Below are 18,663 nucleotides of genomic sequence, written 5' to 3' on the forward strand. Positions count from 1 at the left end.
CGCAGGGGGGGCAAAGATGACGCAATGACGAACCCGAGGCTGGGTGATGGGCGGGTCAGGTAATTGACTTGCAGCCAGTCACCACCGATCCAAATGGGTGTGTGGCTTGCCAGCTCCCACATTTGCACCGGCGCAATCTTCACAGGTCAGGTAACCAATTGGTTGATCTCGATGATCGGCAACAGCACCGCCATCACGATCACCAGCACCACCGCGCCCATCACCACGATCATCAACGGCTCCAGCAATGCAGTCATGCCCATGGCCCGCCGTTCGATATCCCGCGACAGGGTCTGCGCCGCCCGCTCCAGCATCGGCGGCAGGGCGCCGGTTTTTTCGCCGCTGGCGATCAGGTGGATCAGCACCGGCGGGAAGACCTTTTCCACCGCCAGGGCCGGCGCCAGGTTAACCCCTTCGCGAACCTTGGCCGTGGCATCGCTGACACACTGGCTCAGGCGGTCGTTGGACAGGGTCTGGCGCGCCGCTTCCAGGGCGCGCAGCAAGGGCACGCCGGCACCGCCGAGGATGGCCAGGGTCGAGGCGAAACGCGCGGTGTTGAGCCCCAGCACAAACCGCCCGAGCAGCGGCAGGCGCAAGACCCGGCTGTGCCAGTTCAAGCGCGCCACGGGGTTGCGCAGGTACAGGCGCCAACTCCAGAAGCCCGCGACCAGGCCGGTAAAACACAGCCAGCCCCAGGCGCGGATAAAGTCACTGGCATTGAGCATTGCCAGGGTCAGCCCCGGCAGGTCCTGGCGCGCCTGGGAAAAGGCGCTGACCACCTGCGGCACCACGTAGCTCAGGAGGAAAATCACAATGCCGATGGATACCAACCCCACCACCCCTGGATAGATAAAGGCCGTGAGAATCTTGCCCCGCAGGTTGTTGCGCTCTTCGATGTAGTCGGCCAGGCGCTCCATGACCTGGGCCAGGTCGCCGGACTCCTCCCCCGCCGCAATCAACGCCCGGTAGATCGACGGGAAGTCCCGTGGCCGCGCGGCCAATGCATCGGCCAGGCGCATGCCGCTACGCACATCGGCGCGCACTGCGCTGAGGGTCTGGGCGATATGCTTTTTTTCCGCCTGCTCCACCGTGGCACTCAGTGCCGCTTCCAGGGGCAGGCTGGCACCGAGCAGGCTGGCCAGTTGGCGGGTGGCCCAGGCCAGGTCGTTGTCCGACAGTTTGGCGCTGAACAGGCTGTTGTCTGCCACGTTGGCGTTGCCTTCGAGCTGCACCAGCAACGCGGTCAGGCCACGACTGCGCAGGCTGGCAAAGGCCGCGCCCTGGCTCTCGGCCTCGAGGTGCCCGGCTTCCAGTTTGCCGCTGGCATCGGCGGCTTCGTAGCGATAGCGATTCATCAGGCGTCCCGTGTTACACGCAAGATTTCTTCCGGCGCAGTGGCACCGCTGCGCACCCAACGCTCGCCATCCTCACGCATGCTGAACATCCCGGCGTGGCGCGCGGCGACGCGTATCTCCTGCTCGCCGGCCCCCTGGTGGATCAGGCCGCGCACCGCGTCATCGACGCAGAACAATTCATGGATGCCGGTGCGGCCGCTGTACCCGACCTGGTTGCACTGGCCACACCCCACCGGGCGCCAGGTGCCGGGGGCCGCCGGGTCAGGCTGTTTGCAGTGCGGGCACAGGCGGCGCACCAGGCGCTGGGCCAATACACCGAGCAGCGACGAGGCCAGCAGGAACGGCTCGACCCCCATGTCGATCAGGCGATTGACCGCCGACACCGCGTCATTGGTGTGCAACGTGGCCAGCACCAGGTGCCCGGTGAGGGAAGCCTGCACGGCGATCTGCGCGGTCTCCAGGTCGCGGATTTCGCCGATCATGATGATGTCCGGGTCCTGGCGCAGGATCGCACGCAGGGCCAGGGCGAAGGTCATGTCGATCTTGGCGTTGACCTGGATCTGGCTGATCCCCGGCAGGTCGTATTCCACCGGGTCTTCCACGGTGAGGATATTGCTCGTGCTGGCATCCAGCCGCGCCAGGGCGGCGTAGAGGCTGGTGGTCTTGCCGCTGCCAGTGGGCCCGGTGACCAGCACGATGCCGTGGGGCTGGCGAATCAGGCCATCGAGACGCGCCAACAGCTGCGGGTCCATGCCCAGGGTTTCCAGTTGCAGGCGCCCGGCCTGTTTGTCGAGCAGGCGCATCACTACCCGTTCGCCATGGCCGGTGGGCACCGTCGACACCCGTATATCAATCGGCCGCCCGGCAACCCGCAGGGCGATGCGTCCATCCTGGGGCAGGCGTTTTTCGGCGATATCGAGCTGGGCCATGATCTTGATCCGCGACACCAGCGCGCCATGCAGGGCTTTGCGCGGCGACACCACATCGCGCAGGGTGCCGTCGACGCGGTAGCGCACCACGGAGTGGGTTTCGAAGGGTTCGATATGGATGTCACTGGCCTCGTCGCGGGCGGCCTGGGTCAGCAAGGCGTTGATCATGCGAATCACCGGGGCGCCGTCCTGGGTGTCGAGCAGGTCGGTGATTTCCGGGATGTCCTGCATCAGGCGGTCGAGGTCGACTTCGTTTTCGGCGGCGCCGACCACGGCGGCGGCGCTGCCGGTATCGGCGTAGGCACTGGCCAGCAGGCCGTCGAGCTCATCGTCGCGCACCTGCTCGATGGCGGCCTCGCCGAATTGCCGGTGGACCTCGCTGATCGACCAGCCGGGGGTCGAGGGGCAGATGGTCAGGCGTGGGCCTTCGGGGGTGGGCTGCAAGAGGATGCGTTGGGATTTGGCCCAGGCGTAGGGGAGCAGGCTCATAGGGACCCGCCCTTGCGGCGGCTCAGCGCACAGTAAGCCAGGGCTGCGCCCATGCTCGGCAGCCCGATTCTCGAGGCGACCGCATCCCCCTGTGGAAGCTGTCGAGCCCCACAGGGGGAATGGGTGCGACTCACGGGCGTGTACTCCCCGGCATCGCCTTCTCCACCGCCGGCAACTGCGGCGCCTGCACATCCGGCAGTGCCCAGCTGTGCTGCGGCTGCAAGCCACCCTGGGCGCGGCGCATAAAGTCGTAGCGATTGCGCGTAATGCTGCGCCCCGCGCCGCTGTCGCGAATGATGTAGGGGCGCAGGAACACCATCAGGTTGGTCTTGTTCACACTGCGCGACTCGTTGCGAAACAGCGCGCCCAATCCCGGGATGTCTGATAGCCACGGCACTGCGTCGTTGCTCTGGGTATAGCCATCCTGCAACAGCCCGCCCAGCACCATGATCTGCCCGTCATCCAGCAAGATGCTGGTATCAATCGCGCGCTTGTTGGTCACCGTGCGCGCATCCCCCGACGCCCGGGTATCGACGCTGCTGACTTCCTGGTAGATATCCAGCTTCACCGTACCGCCCTCGGAAATCTGTGGCCGTACGTTCAACTTGAGCCCCACTTCCTCACGCTGCACGGTCTGGAACGGGTTATTGCTGGTGCCGCCCCCGCCGGTCACGTAGCTGCCGGTGATGAAGGGAATGGTCTGGCCGACGAAGATACTCGCCGCCTCATTGTCCAGGGTCAGCAGGTTCGGCGTGGATAACACATTGGTCCCGCCCTTGCTCTTCAACGCCCGCGCCAGGACTTTGAGGTCCAGCACCCGGCCGATCCCTGGAATATCCACGGTGCCGTCCACCAGGCCGATGTTCAGGCCCTTGGGCAGCACGTCGATGCTGGTCTTGCTGGTGGGGGTGCCGTTGATCCCGCTGCCGCCCAGGTTGACCCCGCCAAAACCACCCTTGCCCCCCAGGTTGCCGGCCTGCCACTGCACGCCGAATTCGCTGGCATCGTCTTCGTTGACTTCGACGATCAGGCTTTCGATCACCACCTGGGCGCGGCGCTGGTCGAGCATGTCGATGACTTCGCGCAGGTTGCGGTACAGCGGATCCGGGGCGGATATCAGCAGGGTGTTGGTGGTCGCATCGGCCTGGATCGTCACACCGCCGGCACTGAAGGCGGTGTTCTGCTCACTGCCGGCAGTGCTTGCGCCGGTGCTGTCCTTGGCATAACCGCTGGATGGCGCCGCGCTGGCGGTCGGCGTGCCGCTGCTGTTCTGGGTGCTGCCCTGGCTGGTGCTACCCGCGCCGCCCATCGCACTCAACTTGGAGCGGGCCTCGTCACTGACGCCACTTTCGCTCTCACCGGTCAGCATGCCGCGCAGGGATTGGGCCAGCTTGCCGGCCTGGGCGTTGCGCAGGTACACCACGTGCATGTTGCTGGGGTTGCTCTGGGCATTGTCGAGCTTGTAGATCAGGTTGCGCGCCAGCTCCGTGCGCTCCGGGCTGCCGGCACGGATGATGATCGAGTTGGAACGCGGGTCGCCGATCACGGAGATCTTCTGGGTCTGGTCGTTGCCCTGGGTTTCCAGCAACTCGGCGACCATTGCCGCGATATCCACGGCGATGCCGTTTTGCACCGGCACCACGTCGGTGTCGATGGCGCTTGGGGTGTCGATGCCGGCGATGATTTGCCCTACCCGTGCGAGGTTTTCCGCGTAGTCGGTGATGACGATGCTGTTGTTGCCGGGGTAGGCGTTGATCGGGTTGTTCGGCGAAACAATGGGGCGCAACACCGGGATCAGGTTCACCGCGTTTTCGTATTGCAGGCGGAAGGTGCGGGTCTGCATGCCATTGCCACTGGGGCTGGCGGCGTTGTAGATCGGCCCGCCCAGCAGTTTGGCGTCGGCTTCCGGGACCACCTGGGCCACGCCCCCCACGTCCACCACACTGAAGCCCTGCATGCGCAGCGCCGCCAGCAGCATGTCGTAGGCCTGGTGCGCCGGGACCTGGCCTTCGCTGACCAGGGTCAGGTTGCCCTTGACCCGGGGGTCTACCAGGAACTGCTGGCCGGTGGCGCGGGACAAGGCGCGTACCACCGCCTGGATCTCGGCGTCGACGAAATTCAATTGCACCGGCTGGTCACCCAGCGGGTTGCGCACCTTGGCCGGCGCGGCGACCGGGCCACGGGCGCGGTTGCTCAGCGGGTGCTGGACCCGCGGCTGGGGGCTGATTTCGCGCTGGCGATCGGGCAAGGGCACGCCATTGCGCCGGGTGTCGGCCAGGGGCTGGCCGAGTTCGCTGTCCACCAGCAAGGGCGCAGGTGTGGGCGCCGGGGTGTGGCTGCAGGCACTGAGCGCCAGCAACAGCAGCGGCGCCACCTGGCGAAACGGCGCTGAACGGGGAAGTGACCACTTCATGAAGCTTCCTTAGCGCCAGGCGCCTGATCCATGCGAACGGTCCCGGACACGCTGCCGGCCGGGTTTTCTGGGGTATCGCCCACACGCTGCAAGCGCGCGTGGGACACCTCCAGGGAAAATGCGCGCGGGCTGGCGAGCAGCCAACCGACCAGCGCATCCGCCGGCGCGTCGGTAAAAGTCAGGCGCCAACCGGCAGGCGCCACGCCCTGCAACTGATAGCGGTCTTTAAGTCCGGCAGCGTCGAGCGCCTGGCGCAGCGCGCCTTCCAGGTCTTGCCCGGCGCGCGCACCGGCACTGGCGCCCTGCAGCAGCACCTGCAAGGTGGCGGCCTGGGTGCGCAGCTTGGGGGTTTCGGCCTGCCAGAAATCAATCTGCTGCAAGGGCGGCTCAATCAGCAGCAACCACACCAAAAAGCCCGCCAGTACCGCCCCGCTGCCGCCCAGCAGGCGCTTTTCGCGCAGGGCCAGGCCGCTCCAGAATCCCTGGAGCTGGCCGCGCAGGTACGGATAGCCGAACTTACTCATCGGCGCCTCCCGTGTTGTCGAGCGGCCCGAGGGTCCAGCCGTGCTCATCGCGGGTGGCAGCGAAACCCGCCTCGGTCAACGCCGCCTGCCACTCCCCTGGGGCGGCCGGGCTGCGACTGTCGGGCAACAGCTCCAGGTGCAACCGGCCTTGATCAAATGCCAACGCCTGGACGCTGCCGACCATAAACGGCAGGTGGTTGCCCGCCAGTTGCAACAGGCTGCTGAAACGCTGGCCGGGATCGGCGGTGGCGCCTTGACCGGCGGCCAGTTGCTGCCGGGCCTGTTGCAGCGGATTGAGGATCACTGGCAAGTGCGGGAAGGCCTGCTTGACCTGGGCAATCATCCGCGCCTTGAGCTGTTGCCCTTCGTCCACCTGGCGCGCGGCATACAGGTTCAGGCCCAGGGTCCAGACCGCCACCGCCAGGGCACTGAGCCCCAGCGCCCGGCCCCAGCCACCGCTGCTGGCGCGCTTGAGGTGGCCATGCAAGCCCCAGGCGGGGACCACACCCTGCCAGCGCGCGGGCGTGTGTTCATCGACCTGATGCAACTGCGCGCCAGCCTGCACCAGTTCCGCCAGGGCCTGTGGCCCCAGGGGATGCAAGGCGCTCTGGTGCAGGCTCTGGCGCAGCAGCAGATGCCCGTCGACGCAGGCTACGCTCAAATGCCCCGCCGGCGGCACAGGCAAGGCATAGGGCGCCGGGTACAGGCCGCGCAAACTGATAGGCACCTGGGCCAGGACCCGCTGCAACTGTTCCAGGCCAGCCGTCGGCAGCCAGCCCACTTGCACCTGGCCGTTGCTCTGCCGTGGGCTGTGGACCACCTGCATTTGCGCGACCGGGCCGAGGATCAGCGCCTGGGCCGCGCAGGCCACGGCTGCCGCCACTTTAGCGGGCGGCAGTTGCGGCAACTCCAGGCTGCTCAGCAAACTGTCCCGGGGATGCAGGAAACACTCGGCCGCCAGGCTCTTGCGCGGTTGCGCCAACTGCCCAAGGCTGGCCTGACCTTGCCGGCTGACCTGCCCGGCGCGGTCCAACCAGGCGTAGTGCACCAGGCTTTCGGCGCTCAGTTGGGCCAGCGGCGGCAAGGCAATGCGCAAGCGCGTCACGCGCCCACCCGCCACCAGATCACTTGGGGTTGCCGGTCTTCAGGGCGATACAACAACGCTTCGACCGCCACCCGCCGCTGCTCGCGCCGCGCGCGGCCGTGCCAGCGGAACCACTCACTGGTGATTCCCACCTGCACCGAGTCCACCAGCAACTGCGGCATACTCAGGCGGTTGACGAAATCCCCGCGGTTGATAAACCAGCGCCCGCTGTCCCGCTCGGCCACCAGCCCCTGGGCCTGGGACAGGCTGAGCCCCGGCACCACCGCACTGAGCACTTCGGCGCTGGCCGTATTGCCATTGACCCAGGTGTTGTCGGGCAACACGCTGACATAGGCCGCCAGGCGTTGCTGCACACCCGGCTCAAGGGCAAGGTCGTCAAGACTTCGCAACATCGGCGCCCTGGCCGGCAGCAAAGTCTGCGCGGCCTCAGGCGAGGTGCTACGCAGGCTGCTCACGTCACTGCCACCCGCACGCTGCGCATAAGAGGCAAGCACCCGTTGGCTGATGCGCTGGCTGGTGTTGGGGTCGATGCCGAGCAACTGGCACAGACGCTGGAAACTCTGCAACTGCGCCACATCCGGCTGCTGCTGGCTGACCAGATTGCGCAGGTTGAACTTGCCCTGCTCGTCATCCAGGCGCCCTTCGACCACCCCGGCAAAGGGGCGCGCCCAGGGCTGGTCGAGACGGGTCAGCACCTCTTTGCGCCGCGCGTCCCACAACTGTTGCCGGCTGGCCTGCAGCGCGCCCTGCAACAACCAACTGCCCTGGACCCGCAGTTGTTCGGCCTCAAGGCTGCGGGTGAACACGCTCTGGCGGGTGAGCATGGCCCCGGCAAGCACCGCCACCACGGCGGCGATCAGCAACGCGCTGATAATCGCCATGCCGCGCTGCTTCGCCGCTCTGGGCAAATGGCTGTTCATGGCGCGCCTTACAACTGCCAGGAGCCGATATCGGCATTCACACCCTCACCGTCGGGCTGGCCGTCGGCGCCCAGGGAGAACACATCGACTTCACCGTTGGCGCCAGGGTTGAGGTACTGATACGGGCGGCCCCAGGGGTCGTTGGGCAAGCGTTCGAGGTAGGCGCGCCAATTGCTGTTCTTCCCATCGGCCGGGCGCTCGACCAGGACCTTGAGACCCTGGGTCAGGTTCGGATAGCTGCCGTGGTCCAGGCGATAGAGTTTCAGCGCCTGCATCAGGCCACCGATGTCTTGCCGGGCAGCCGTGGCCCGCGCCTGGTCGGGGCGGTCGAGCACCTTGGGCACTACCATGGCGGCGAGGATCCCGAGAATGACCACCACCACCATGATCTCGATCAGGGTAAAGCCACGCTGGCCACGAGCGCCTCGCGGGGTGGATGTGAAGTGCGCGATATCCATCTCGACATTCCTTGGCTTGAGTGCTTTTCGTCGCGCAGTGTTGCAAGACAACATGTCAGGCGTATTGAAAATCCTCGGGAGCTTTGGTCGCCAATCGGTCAAGTGCAAGGGCTAGTCTGCGGGCCTGTTTCCCGGCATTGAGCAAGCCATGCGCGCCCGCAATAGGAACCAAGGTTTCACCCTGATCGAGGTGCTGGTGGCCCTGGCGATTATCGCCGTGGCCATGGCGGCGGCGGTGCGGGTGGCGGGGTTGATGACCCAGAGCAATGGCCTGTTGCGCGACAAGTCCATCGCCATGCTGGCGGCCCAGAGTCGCCTGGCGCAACTGCGCCTGGAAGGCCGCGCCGGCCCCGGGCGCAAGACGTTCGAGTGCGACCAGGGCCGCTTGAAACTGCGCTGTGAACAGGTGGTGGCAGGCGCTGGCGACCTGTGGAAAGTCAGCGTGCAAGTGCTGGACGCCACACGCGAGGCGCCGCCCCTGGCGCGCCTTGAGACCCTGGTGGCCCGCGCGCCGGCGTTAAAGCAGGTTACGGCCGAGTGAGCCGGGGCAAGGCCGGGGCATCGGGCAACGTGTCGAGGTTGACCCGGACCTTTTCAGCGCCGCGCTCGATCACCACCCCGTCGCCCTCGATGGCCGCCAGGCGCACGCCGGGGCTGAGGCGCTCCCCCGCTAGAAAGCTGCGCGGCGGCCCATCGTTGAGGCTGAGAATCGCCACCGCGCCCTGGGCGCCGGCCAGCACCCCGGAGACCTTGATCTGCAGGGCCGCCGGCATGTCGGCAAACCATTGCAGCGCCGGGTTATCACTGCGCGCCGCCAATGCCTGGGGGGCAAGCGCCGGGGTATGGGACTCGGCAGACGTCAGCAGCAACGGTGTCCATGTAGCGACCCCGGCCAGCGTCGCCAGCACGGCCAGGGCCTGGATGCCGTGGGCGGCAGATACGCGATGGATGAATGCCATGGGCGGGACCTCCTGTTTGTCCGTGCAGACAGCCTACAGGGCAATTCTCACGGTTTTATTTCAGTGGCAGATCCTGTTGAGGGCACACCCATGACGAATCGCCGGCAACAGGGGTTCACCTTGATCGAGTTGATGGTGGTGCTGGTGATCATCGGCATTGCCAGCGCGGCCATCAGCCTGAGCATCAAGCCCGACCCCTTGCACCGCTTGCGCAAGGACGCCGAGCGCCTGAGCCAGGTGCTGCAGATCGCCCAGGCCGAAGCCCGTGCCGATGGCCGCACGATCACTTGGCGCGCCGATGCCAAGGGCTACCATTTGAGCCGCCGCCGCGACGATGGCCGGGGGCTGGAGGACTTCAAGGATGACCCACAACTGCGCCCACGGGCCTGGGATACCACGCCGATGCTGGTGCGGATCGAACCCCGGCAGACCCTGGTGCTGAATGCCGAATGGATCACTCCGCCGCTGCAGGTGTGGCTCTCGGACGGGCAACACGGCCTCAGCCTGCAACGTGATGCAGCCGGCACCTTGCGCGTGGTGAGCCAGCCATGAACCGCGAGCAGCAAGGCTTTACCCTGATCGAAGTGATGGTGGCGATCATGCTGATGGCGGTGGTCAGCCTGATTGCCTGGCGCGGCCTGGACAGCGTAACCCGCGCCGACGCCCACTTGCAGGCCAGCACCGAACAGACCCAGGGCCTGCTGCGCGCCCTGAACCAGCTGCAACTGGACGTCAGCCTGCGCGCCGGGGTGGAACTGGCTGCGCCACCCACCGAGGACCAGCCTCCCGCCGCCGACGCCTTGCCGGCGGTGACCGTGCGCAGCTCCGACAGCCAGGGCTTTCGTCTGGAGCTGATCCGCAGCGCGCCAACCCCCGGCGACGGCCTGCAACGGGTGCGGTGGTGGCTCAAGGGCGACACCTTGTACCGCGCTGCCGCACCGGCGCGGGATCGCTATCCGCTGCCGGCGCCCAAGGAGGCGGTGGCGGTGTTGAGCCAGGTCAGCGACCTGCAAGTGCGGGTGTGGGACAACGAGAAAGGCTGGCGGCAGTTGAGCGGCAATCGCCAGGACAATCCATTGGGGATGGAAATCACCCTGGTGCGCCAGACGCCCCAGGGGGTGGAGCGCTATCGCCAGGTGCTGGGGCCGTTGGACTGAACCTGTGGCGAGCGGGCCCCCGTCTCCAGGGCTAGCTGAGCAACACCACCCCGCCCGGCAGTTCCGTGCATTTGGCCCCATAGGCATCGCGGATCAGCAACGCCACGCCCGGCAGTTGTTCGAGACTGAAGCGCGCCTGCACCCGGCGCTTGCCCAGTTCGCGGTTGAGCAATACCAACATCCCTGGGCGGTAGCGGTTGATCTCGTCGATCACCGTATCCAGTGTGGCGTTATTAAATACCAGCACCTGTTCCCGCCAGGCGATCACGGCGTCGGTGTCCACCGTCACCACGGGGCCCAGCCCGGCCGCGTCGTAGGTCAACTGGCGCCCGCTGTCCAGGCGCACGCTGCGCCCCTGCACTTCAACCGCCAGCCAGCCTTCAATGCAGGTCACGCACACACTGAGGTCGGTGTTGCGCACATTGAAGCGCGCCTGGCTCGCGCTCAGCCAGCCCGCCCCTGCCTGTACGGTCAGCGGCTGTGCCACCTGCACCTCGACCTCGCCTTCAAGCAATTCGATGCCCTGCTCGCGCCGGCTGATGCGGGTCTGGGTGTTGAGCTCCAGGCTGATGCCCTCGCGCAAGTCCACCCGCCGCTGCTCGCCCACTGCGGTGTGGTAGTCGGCGCCCAAGCCGGCAAAACCACCGGGCACGCTGATGTGCACCATCACCAGGGCCGCCGAGGCCGCAAGCGCCCCGCCGAGGAACGCCCTTCGGCCAAAGTGCCGGGGGGCCTGGGCCTCGGTCAGCGCCGGGGTCAATTGTTGCCACAGTCGCTTGGCCTGTTCGAAGGCCTGGGCATGCTCGGGGCTCTGGGCGCACCACTGGCGCAGGGCCTTGGCATCGGCCACGGTTGCCTGGCCCGAGGTCAGGAGGACCAGCCAGTCGCGCGCTTCACCGTGCAATCGGCTGTCGGGCGTATCCCGGGCAGTGGGAAAGCTAAAAATATTCAAGCGCGCAGGTACTCACGGATTATCAGGGACTCAACACTAAGACGGTTTTCCGGCGCCGGGACCGAACCGCTGGATGACTTTTCTTTCCAGACGCTGGGCGCAATGCCCCAGGGCGGCCTTGATTTCCTTCTCGACCATGCGTGTGGAAATGCCGAAACGCTGGGAGATTTCCAGGTGTGGCGCTTCCTCCAGGCGCGCGGCGATAAGGATCTTGCGCCGCCGGGCAGGCAGTTCGTAGAGGGCTTTGAGCAGGGACTGGATTTCTTTCTGGCCACCCACCACCCGCGAGGGGTCCAGGGCTTCATCGCTGATATTGAGCAACTCCTCGACTTCGCTGCCGGTCAGCAGGCGGGCATCGGCCTGGCGCCGGTCGGCCGCAATGTTCAGGGCCATGCGGTACAGATAGGCATTGGGTTGTTGCAGGTTCGCCGGCATGTCCATGCGGTCGACCCGCAGGTAGGTTTCATGCAGGACGTCATTGGCCAGATCCTCCGACCCCAGGCGCTTGCGCAAACGCACCTTGAAGTCCTCGTAGGAGGCCAGGAACAACCTGACCATTGGCGTGTGCCCGGTATCCTTCATGCCCCGGAAGCTCCTTGCCGTGCTGTGCATTCCATGCGTTTTCCTGTGGTATCGGGCATTAAAAGCAGGGTCAACGGCAACCGCATCGAGCTGGGTGCCGGGCGCTCTATCCATGTGCTGCCGAGGCTGCGCACCAGCGCTTCATCACGCAGTACATCGCCGGTGGAGCTCACCAGGCGACTGTGTTCAATCAATCCGTCACGGTTGACCCAGACCTGCACCAGCGCCCGAAAACTGCCGGGGCGGGTCAAGGGTGAACGGCACAGGCTGGCTTCGACGGCCTGCTGCACGGCGCTGGCATAACTGCGGTTGAGCCGTGCGGCGTTACGTGGCGACACCCCGCGACTGGCCAGCGGCTGGCTGACTTCAGGCACCTGCAGGGTGAATGCATCACTGCGTGCGTAACGCGCCATCAGGCCACTCCCTGTCAGTAACAGGCCCAGGGCCTGCTGGGCGCTGTAGTGCCCGTGCACACCCATCGAACGTCGTCCATCGCTCAACTCGCGGTCCACCAGCACAGCCATCCCGGTGGCCCGGCTGAAAGCTTCCAGGGCGGGCGCCAGGTCTTGCGCAGGCAGATCCAGGCGCAACAACGGCGGCTCCCCCGCTTGCACCCTGGGCAGTGGCAGCCACATCCAGGCCAACAGCAAGACCAGGCAGCAGTGCGTGCGCCTCCAAGCCCACCGTTCGACCCCTGCTCTGCCTTGTTGCACGGCTGCCGTGTCCTGGGAAAAGCGTCATCCTGAGGCCAATTTATGAACCTGATGTTACGGTGATGGCAAAAAAAACATCACGGTTTCGCCAGCGCCACCGGGCTAGACTGGCAGGCACTAACGGCCCACTCCCCAGGGCCTGCCAGGAGGCTCTGATGAAGCGGTTGTTGATGCTGTTGTTATGCGCGGGCCTGGCGTCGACCGTGCACGCCGAGGAAACGCCGGGCGGTTGTGTCGAGGCCAGGGTGGATGGGTACAAAGCGCCTGACTATGGATGCCTGAGCCAGCAGATGGGCGCTAAGGCAGCGCAGAAAAACCGCGAGGCGCGGGAAAAACCGGTGCACCAGCGGCCGCCGAACCAGATTGGCTTGTCGACGCCGGCGGCGACCAGTGTGCGGATGGGCAATACGTTCGGTACGGGGGTAAAGCCGCAGCGGCCGTGATCTGGGGGCCTGCTAGAAGCGCCACTCCTCAGCCCTAACCAGTTGGCAGAACGGCCCATCCAGCGTGGCATTGTGATGAGCGACGATATGCTCGGCTTTCATCACGGGAGTGTCCGAACAGGTATGGCCATCGGCGATAAGTACCGCATCGAAGCCAAGGTCACGGGCAGCACGGCAGGTGCTGTCGACGCAGTATTGCGTTTTCATCCCGGTGACCACTACACCGCTAGCGCCGCATGCGCGCAACTGGTCAGCCAGGTCGGTCGACTCAAAGGCGTTGGGCCGACGCTTTTCGAACACCCTTTCGCCACCGAGCAACTTCAGTTGCGGTACCACCTTCGTCAGCGGGCTGCCGGGTTCGATGGGCGAGCCCACGGGCCCGATATGGCGCGCCAGAAAAATCGGCGCACCGGCGTGGCGGGCCTTATCCATCAGGCTATTGAGTGTTTCCAACAACGCTTCGCAGCGCCATGGTTTTTCCGGGCCGTGAACTAGCCCGACTTGCATATCGAGAATCAACAGGGCGTACATGGGTGCATCTCCTTGCGTTTGAGCCAGCGACACAAGGACAAGAAAAAAGGCCCTGTCCATCGCTGGCGGGCCTTTGAAGTTCGTCTGCTATTGGCTCACGAAACCTCGCACGCTCCGCTTGAAGCGGTCGTGGTGGTGGTCGTCGAGGTGAGGCAATAGGCAGTCATGCATCGACACTAGCAATACCGCAACGCCCTGACAAGCCAGGATCCTGGAGCGCCCCCCCGAGCTGCAAACGTGTTCAGTGCTTAAACCGAAAATGCGGCAATAAAGCGCAATGGATAGGAATATGTCGGGACTTTTGCCAGAATGCGCAACTTAGAAACATTCGCATTCGCAGGAAGATCCCATGCACGCCCCCCACCCGCTCCCCGCTGCGCGCCGCATCCTTGCCGTCGAGGATGACCCGTTGCTCGCCGCCCACCTGCACAGCCACCTGGGCCAGCGTGGCTTCGAGGTCACGTTGCGCCAGGATGGTGGAGGGATTGTCGAGCTGGCGCGTACCCAGGATTTCGACCTGATCCTGATGGACATCATGCTGCCCGGCAGCAGCGGCCTGGAGGTGCTCGCGCAACTGCGGCGGCATCAACGGGTACCGGTGATCCTGATGTCGGCCCTCGGTGCCGAGCAGGACCGCATCACCGGTTTCAGCCAGGGCGCCGACGATTACCTGCCCAAGCCGTTCAGCATGTTGGAGATGGATGTGCGCATCGACGCGATCCTGCGCCGGGTGGCCTATGAACATGAGGTGCCTGGCACGGCGCGCAATGAAGATCCGCAACTGACGTTCGACGAACAGCGCACGGATGTGCACCTGGATGAACAGTGGGCCGACCTGACCACCACCGAATACCGCGTCCTGGAAACCCTGGTGGCCCATGCCGACGAGGTGCTGACCAAGGCATTCCTGTATCAGCAGGTCATGCACCGCGCCTATTCGCGGCATGATCGCAGCCTGGACATGCATGTCAGCCGTATCCGCCGCAAGTTGCAGGCCATCGGCTACACCGCCGGGCGCGTGGAAACGGTCAGGAGCACGGGCTATATGCTGACCCGGCTGGAGCCATGAGGCTGCCCAACCGCCACTCGCTGTTGTGGAAATTGATCGGCTTGCTGGCGGTGTTGTGCCTGCTGGTGGTCAGCCTGCAAGTGGATTTGAGCCAGCGCCTGCGGGAAGCCACCGCCCGGTTGCCCGCCCCTACCCGGCAACTCCTAACCGATTACGCCCGCCAAGCCGAAACGGCCTGGCAAGCCCACGGCGCGGAGGGGGTCGATGAGTTCCTGAAGACGTTGCGGGCCCGCGAGCAGGTGTGGGCAGTGGTGGTGGACGAGCACCATTCGCTGTCTTCCCAGGCATTGACCACGATCGAACGCCGCAAGCTGGATTTCGTGCGCCGCATCGACTGGCCGGTTGGCCGCCCCGGTGGCCGGCCAACGTTCTACATCCCGTTCAGCGACGGGGCTTCGCGCCTGGTGATGGAACTGCCCCTGCACCTGGACCCGCGCAAGGACAATGGCCGCTGGTCCATCCTGCTGCAACAGGGACTGCCGACGGGCCTGGCCCTGCTGTTTGGCGTGCTGTTGTACCGGGTGCTGATTTCGCCGCTGGTGATCTTGCGGCGCCAGGCCAATGCCCTGAGCGCCGGTGACCTGGCGGCGCGGGTCGGGCCCCAGGTGACGCACCGCCGTGATGAACTCGGTGAATTGGCCCGGGCCTTCGACCATATGGCCGAGCGCCTGGAAAATACCGTGGTCCTGCAACGGCGCCTGCTGCGGGACTTGTCCCACGAACTGCGCACGCCCTTGAGCCGGCTGCGGGTGGCCGGGGAGCGCGAGCCCGATCCAAATGCCCTGCGCCAGCGCCTGGAGCGCGAAGTGCAAGGCATGGAACGCTTGATCGGCAGCACCCTGGAGCTGGTCTGGCTGGATACCGAACGCCCGGCGATGCCCGTGGAAGCAGTCGAGATGGAACCGTTGTGGGACTTGCTGCGCGAAGACGCCTGCTTTGAAAGCGGCTGGCCGCGGGAGCGCCTGCCCTGCGAACTGCCCGCCGACTGTTGGGTGCTGGGCAACCTCAATGGCCTGGCCCAGGCCCTGGAAAATATCCTGCGCAATGCCATCCGCCATTCCCCCGAACACGGTGTGGTGCGCTTGACCGGTGCATTGGAGGGCGATTTCTGGCACTTGTGCATCCAGGACCAGGGCCCAGGGATCGAGCCGGACAAGCTGGAGCAGATCTTCCTGCCCTTCACCCGCCTCAACGCCGCCCGCCCCGGCGGTGACGGCTATGGCCTAGGGTTGTCGATTGCGCGCAGCATCGTGCAGTTGCAAGGCGGCCAGTTGTGGGCACAGAACACCACGCCCGGGCTGTGCCTGCACCTGCGGCTCAAAGTGTATAAGTTGTAAATTGCGTTTACTCCCATATGAGAATCACTAGCATTCGAGCCATACGTTTCTTGTGACCCACTCGGTCTATGTGGGAGCTGGCTTGCCTGCGATGCAGACGCCTCGGTCTAGCAGGTCATTCCGAGGAGATGCCATCGCAGGCAAGCCAGCTCCCACACAAGCCTGCCCCCCAGGGCAATGGTGTTGCCTGGTCTGATGCTGATGAGCCCTCCATGAAAAGCAAATCCTCTGCCTGGCCGACCCTCTCGCGGATGGTCGCCGCGCTGATCGGCGGTTACCTGTTTACCTATGCGTTTACCGCCGCCCTGGCGCGCCTGTTGCCCATGGACAAGGTGGATGCCCTGGTGGTCGCCAGCCTGCCCTCCTTCTTGATCTACACCCTGGCGATCCTCTGGGCCTTTGCCTGTCGCAACGCCTGGCGTGCGTGGGCCGGAATGGCCCTGGCGCTGCCCCTGGCTGCCGTCGGTTTCTGGCCACACTGGCGCGAGGTGCTGGGATGAAACACAAGACCCTGACCCAGGCCATGGCCTGGCTGCATACCTGGAGCGGGCTGGTGTTCGGCTGGCTGCTGTTTGCAATCTTCCTGACCGGCACCCTGGCGGTGTTCGACAAGGAAATCGACGGCTGGATGCGCCCGGAAATCCCCACCGCGACCCTGTCGCAAAGCGCCGCCGCGCAGCAGGCCCTCGACTACCTGGCGCGCCAGCACCCCGAGGCGAAGACCTGGAACATCGGCCTGCCCGGCGAACGCTCCGACACCCTGACGGTATCGGCCGGCGAACAACGACGTGGCGGCGGCACCGCGCTCGACCCGCACACCGGCGAGCCCCTGGCCGTGCGCGAAACTGCCGGGGGCGGGTTTTTCTTCCGCTTCCACTTCACCCTCAACCTGCCGCGCGACCTGGGGATCTGGACGGTCGGCCTGGCCGCCATGGCGATGCTGGTCGCGTTGGTCAGCGGGATCGTGATCCACAAGAAATTCTTCAAGGAGTTCTTCACCTTCCGCCCCGCCAAGGGCCAGCGCTCATGGCTGGATGCGCACAACGCGACAGCGGTGCTGGTGCTGCCCTTTCACCTGATGATCACCTATACCGGGCTGGTGATCTTCTATTTGATCTACATGCCGGCGGCGGTGGACGCGCTGTTTGACGGCGACCGCGACAACCTCTTCCGCGCCCTGCGTGGCGCGCCCGCCGAACAACAAGTGCGCGGCGAACGCCCCAAACACAGCGAAGCGGCCGAGCTGACGGCACTGGAACCGCTGCTGGCCGAGGCCGAGCGGGCCATGGGGCCGGTGTCCAGCTTGTCGATCCACAACCCCGGCCGCAGCGACGCACGCATCGAGGTACGCCCGGTACTGGGCAACCGCATCGAGCTGACCAAGGGCCAGAGCATGCTGTTTGACGGGGTCAGCGGTGCCGTCCTGCGCCAGCCTGCGGTCAGCCGGCCCAGCCTGTTGACCCAGAAGGTCATGGCCGGCCTGCACTTTGCGCAGTTCGGCGGCTACTCCATGCGCTGGTTGTACTTTGTCTGCGGCCTGGCCAGTTGCGCGATGCTGGCGACGGGCGTGGTGCTGTTTACCGTCAAACGCCGCCGGCGCCATGATGGCGAAGGCGCCGTGGGCGCCCTGCTCTACCACATCGCCGAACGCCTGAATGTGGCGGTGGTGGCCGGGCTGACGGTGGCGTGCGTGGCCTTGTTGTGGGCCAACCGCTTGCTCCCGGTGGAACTGGCCCAGCGCGGTGGCTGGGAAGTGCGGGTGTTTTTCCTGGTGTGGCTGTTGAGCCTGGGCCACGCGATTGTCCGCCCCTGGCGCAGTGCCTGGCGCGAGCAACTGGGCCTGGCGGCAGTGCTGTGTATCGGCCTGCCGGCCCTGAATCTGCTGGGGGAAAGCCTGGGTGATTACGTCTACCTGGAATTGACCAGCGTCGCCCTCGGCCTGCTGCTGGCCTGGCCGTGCTGGAAGCTGTACCAGGCGCCCAAGGAACGCAGCACACGGCGCGTGGCCAAGCACGCTGTAGCGGAGGTCAATTGAGATGGCGTTGATAGGCGCGTTGCTGCTGGCCTGCGCAGGGATGGCGGGGTTATGCCTGGGCTTGGAGCGCCATTACAAACAACTTATGCAGCGCCTGCCCTCGCCGGTGCTACGACGTGGCCTGCGAGTGCTGGGCTGGGGGATGCTGGCGGCGAGTTTTGCCGTCAGCGTACTGGGGTGGGGCTGGGCCATGGGGCCGGTGGCGTGGTTCGGCTTGATTTCGCTGGCTGGGCTTGGCGTGGTGTTTCTGTTGCCCTACACCACGCGCTGATGGGCCAAAAAACCTTGTAGGGGCTGGTTTGCCGGCGATTGCGCTGGGTTGTCCGATACATACGGCGACTGATACACCGCCATCGCGGCATAGGTATCTACACAGCTCTTTTCTGGGGTTGTGTACATATCCGTTGCTGCGGTCACGGCGGCTATTGGTTCCGCCCTTACGGCGGGTCACTTTTGGAAAAGAGCCCCAAAAGTAACCAAAAGGGCTCTTGCCCCACCACTCGGTGCCTCGCCTAGGCTCGGCATGCCCGCAGTCAGGCATTGCTCCGTGGGCCCGCCGCGATCGGCCATCCATGGCCGTGTCGCGGCTACCCCGGCATCCATGCCGGGGTGCCCACTGCGCAATACCTGCCTGCGGCCATCGTGGTTTAACGGGGCGCCTGAGATCAAGATCAAAAGCCAGATCAAAAGCA

The 18,663-nt window shown here is 65.5% G+C and carries 21 protein-coding genes; 9 read left to right on the forward strand and 12 right to left on the reverse strand.

Annotated features, from left to right (window positions below; all coding sequences use genetic code 11):
• Nucleotides 1-146 precede the first annotated feature (146 nt).
• From gspF to gspG, 7 genes are all read right to left on the reverse strand, one after another.
• Nucleotides 147-1,355, reverse strand: coding sequence for a type II secretion system inner membrane protein GspF (gene gspF, locus HBR94_RS26960; RefSeq protein ID WP_170045829.1), 1,209 nt, complete (start codon nucleotides 1,353-1,355; stop codon nucleotides 147-149).
• A complete protein-coding gene (gene gspE, locus HBR94_RS26965; RefSeq protein WP_115127977.1) occupies nucleotides 1,355-2,773 on the reverse strand; it encodes a type II secretion system ATPase GspE in 1,419 nt (472 codons plus the stop codon). Before gspE ends, gspF begins: the two co-directional genes overlap by 1 nt.
• Before the next feature lie 130 nt (nucleotides 2,774-2,903).
• Nucleotides 2,904-5,186 carry a type II secretion system secretin GspD gene (gspD, locus tag HBR94_RS26970; protein ID WP_170045830.1) on the reverse strand — a complete coding sequence of 761 codons (2,283 nt, stop codon included), beginning with the start codon at nucleotides 5,184-5,186 and terminating at the stop codon, nucleotides 2,904-2,906.
• Nucleotides 5,183-5,710, reverse strand: coding sequence for a type II secretion system protein GspM (gene gspM, locus HBR94_RS26975; RefSeq protein ID WP_170045831.1), 528 nt, complete (start codon nucleotides 5,708-5,710; stop codon nucleotides 5,183-5,185). The genes gspD and gspM overlap by 4 nt, the downstream gene beginning before the upstream one ends.
• Nucleotides 5,703-6,815: a type II secretion system protein GspL gene (gene gspL, locus HBR94_RS26980; RefSeq protein ID WP_170045832.1), complete on the reverse strand. Its 1,113-nt coding sequence runs from the start codon at nucleotides 6,813-6,815 to the stop codon at nucleotides 5,703-5,705. Before gspL ends, gspM begins: the two co-directional genes overlap by 8 nt.
• Nucleotides 6,812-7,735, reverse strand: coding sequence for a type II secretion system minor pseudopilin GspK (gspK, locus tag HBR94_RS26985; RefSeq protein WP_170045833.1), 924 nt, complete (start codon nucleotides 7,733-7,735; stop codon nucleotides 6,812-6,814). The genes gspL and gspK overlap by 4 nt, the downstream gene beginning before the upstream one ends.
• 8 nt (nucleotides 7,736-7,743) lie before the next feature.
• Nucleotides 7,744-8,193, reverse strand: a complete 450-nt coding sequence (gene gspG / locus HBR94_RS26990) for a type II secretion system major pseudopilin GspG (protein ID WP_057438719.1) — start codon at nucleotides 8,191-8,193, stop codon at nucleotides 7,744-7,746.
• A gap of 148 nt (nucleotides 8,194-8,341) precedes the next feature.
• On the opposite strand from gspG, the gene gspI reads away from it, so the two are divergent.
• Nucleotides 8,342-8,734 (forward strand): type II secretion system minor pseudopilin GspI, encoded by a 393-nt coding sequence (gene gspI, locus HBR94_RS26995; protein ID WP_170045834.1) that lies wholly within the window; start codon nucleotides 8,342-8,344, stop codon nucleotides 8,732-8,734.
• Here gspI and HBR94_RS27000 read toward each other — a convergent pair.
• On the reverse strand, nucleotides 8,721-9,152 hold the full coding sequence (locus tag HBR94_RS27000; protein WP_170045835.1) for a type II secretion system protein N: 432 nt from the start codon (nucleotides 9,150-9,152) through the stop codon (nucleotides 8,721-8,723). The genes gspI and HBR94_RS27000 overlap by 14 nt on opposite strands.
• Before the next feature lie 90 nt (nucleotides 9,153-9,242).
• Here HBR94_RS27000 and gspH point away from each other — a divergent pair, with 90 nt between their 5' ends.
• Together gspH and HBR94_RS27010 are read left to right on the forward strand one after the other, a co-directional pair.
• Nucleotides 9,243-9,704, forward strand: coding sequence for a type II secretion system minor pseudopilin GspH (gspH, locus tag HBR94_RS27005; RefSeq protein ID WP_076964995.1), 462 nt, complete (start codon nucleotides 9,243-9,245; stop codon nucleotides 9,702-9,704).
• Nucleotides 9,701-10,309, forward strand: coding sequence for a type II secretion system protein GspJ (locus HBR94_RS27010; RefSeq protein WP_057438723.1), 609 nt, complete (start codon nucleotides 9,701-9,703; stop codon nucleotides 10,307-10,309). The genes gspH and HBR94_RS27010 overlap by 4 nt, the downstream gene beginning before the upstream one ends.
• Nucleotides 10,310-10,340: 31 nt before the next feature.
• Here HBR94_RS27010 and HBR94_RS27015 read toward each other — a convergent pair whose 3' ends face one another.
• Genes HBR94_RS27015 through HBR94_RS27025 form a run of 3 tightly spaced genes read right to left on the reverse strand, consistent with a single transcriptional unit; the run spans nucleotide 10,341 to nucleotide 12,478 of the window.
• Nucleotides 10,341-11,261 carry a DUF4880 domain-containing protein gene (locus HBR94_RS27015; RefSeq protein ID WP_170045836.1) on the reverse strand — a complete coding sequence of 307 codons (921 nt, stop codon included), beginning with the start codon at nucleotides 11,259-11,261 and terminating at the stop codon, nucleotides 10,341-10,343.
• Nucleotides 11,262-11,297: 36 nt separating this feature from the next.
• Nucleotides 11,298-11,843: an RNA polymerase sigma factor gene (locus HBR94_RS27020; protein WP_057438724.1), complete on the reverse strand. Its 546-nt coding sequence runs from the start codon at nucleotides 11,841-11,843 to the stop codon at nucleotides 11,298-11,300.
• Complete coding sequence (locus tag HBR94_RS27025) at nucleotides 11,840-12,478, reverse strand: secretin and TonB N-terminal domain-containing protein (protein ID WP_057438740.1); 639 nt, start codon at nucleotides 12,476-12,478, stop codon at nucleotides 11,840-11,842. Before HBR94_RS27025 ends, HBR94_RS27020 begins: the two co-directional genes overlap by 4 nt.
• Nucleotides 12,479-12,711: 233 nt before the next feature.
• Between HBR94_RS27025 and HBR94_RS27030 the strand changes: the two genes are divergently transcribed.
• The gene (locus HBR94_RS27030; protein WP_057959133.1) at nucleotides 12,712-12,999 is read left to right on the forward strand and encodes a hypothetical protein; all 288 of its coding nucleotides are present in this window, start codon (nucleotides 12,712-12,714) and stop codon (nucleotides 12,997-12,999) included.
• A gap of 12 nt (nucleotides 13,000-13,011) precedes the next feature.
• On the opposite strand, the gene HBR94_RS27035 is transcribed toward HBR94_RS27030, so the two are convergent.
• On the reverse strand, nucleotides 13,012-13,530 hold the full coding sequence (locus tag HBR94_RS27035) for a cysteine hydrolase family protein (protein ID WP_076964993.1): 519 nt from the start codon (nucleotides 13,528-13,530) through the stop codon (nucleotides 13,012-13,014).
• Nucleotides 13,531-13,879: 349 nt separating this feature from the next.
• On the opposite strand from HBR94_RS27035, the gene HBR94_RS27040 reads away from it, so the two are divergent.
• The 5 genes from HBR94_RS27040 to HBR94_RS27060 all read left to right on the forward strand — a co-directional run bounded on the left by HBR94_RS27040 (nucleotide 13,880) and on the right by HBR94_RS27060 (nucleotide 18,242).
• The gene (locus HBR94_RS27040) at nucleotides 13,880-14,599 is read left to right on the forward strand and encodes a response regulator transcription factor (protein WP_057959131.1); all 720 of its coding nucleotides are present in this window, start codon (nucleotides 13,880-13,882) and stop codon (nucleotides 14,597-14,599) included.
• On the forward strand, nucleotides 14,596-15,936 hold the full coding sequence (locus tag HBR94_RS27045; RefSeq protein WP_170045837.1) for a sensor histidine kinase: 1,341 nt from the start codon (nucleotides 14,596-14,598) through the stop codon (nucleotides 15,934-15,936). Before HBR94_RS27040 ends, HBR94_RS27045 begins: the two co-directional genes overlap by 4 nt.
• 212 nt (nucleotides 15,937-16,148) lie before the next feature.
• Nucleotides 16,149-16,436: a DUF3649 domain-containing protein gene (locus tag HBR94_RS27050; RefSeq protein WP_170045838.1), complete on the forward strand. Its 288-nt coding sequence runs from the start codon at nucleotides 16,149-16,151 to the stop codon at nucleotides 16,434-16,436.
• The gene (locus tag HBR94_RS27055; RefSeq protein WP_170045839.1) at nucleotides 16,433-17,971 is read left to right on the forward strand and encodes a PepSY-associated TM helix domain-containing protein; all 1,539 of its coding nucleotides are present in this window, start codon (nucleotides 16,433-16,435) and stop codon (nucleotides 17,969-17,971) included. Before HBR94_RS27050 ends, HBR94_RS27055 begins: the two co-directional genes overlap by 4 nt.
• Before the next feature lies 1 nt (nucleotide 17,972).
• Nucleotides 17,973-18,242, forward strand: coding sequence for a DUF3325 domain-containing protein (locus HBR94_RS27060; protein WP_178112945.1), 270 nt, complete (start codon nucleotides 17,973-17,975; stop codon nucleotides 18,240-18,242).
• The last annotated feature ends 421 nt before the right edge of the window (nucleotides 18,243-18,663 follow it).

Origin of the sequence: Pseudomonas sp. WS 5412 (genome assembly GCF_012985615.1) — a bacterium.
Lineage (GTDB): Bacteria > Pseudomonadota > Gammaproteobacteria > Pseudomonadales > Pseudomonadaceae > Aquipseudomonas > Aquipseudomonas shahriarae.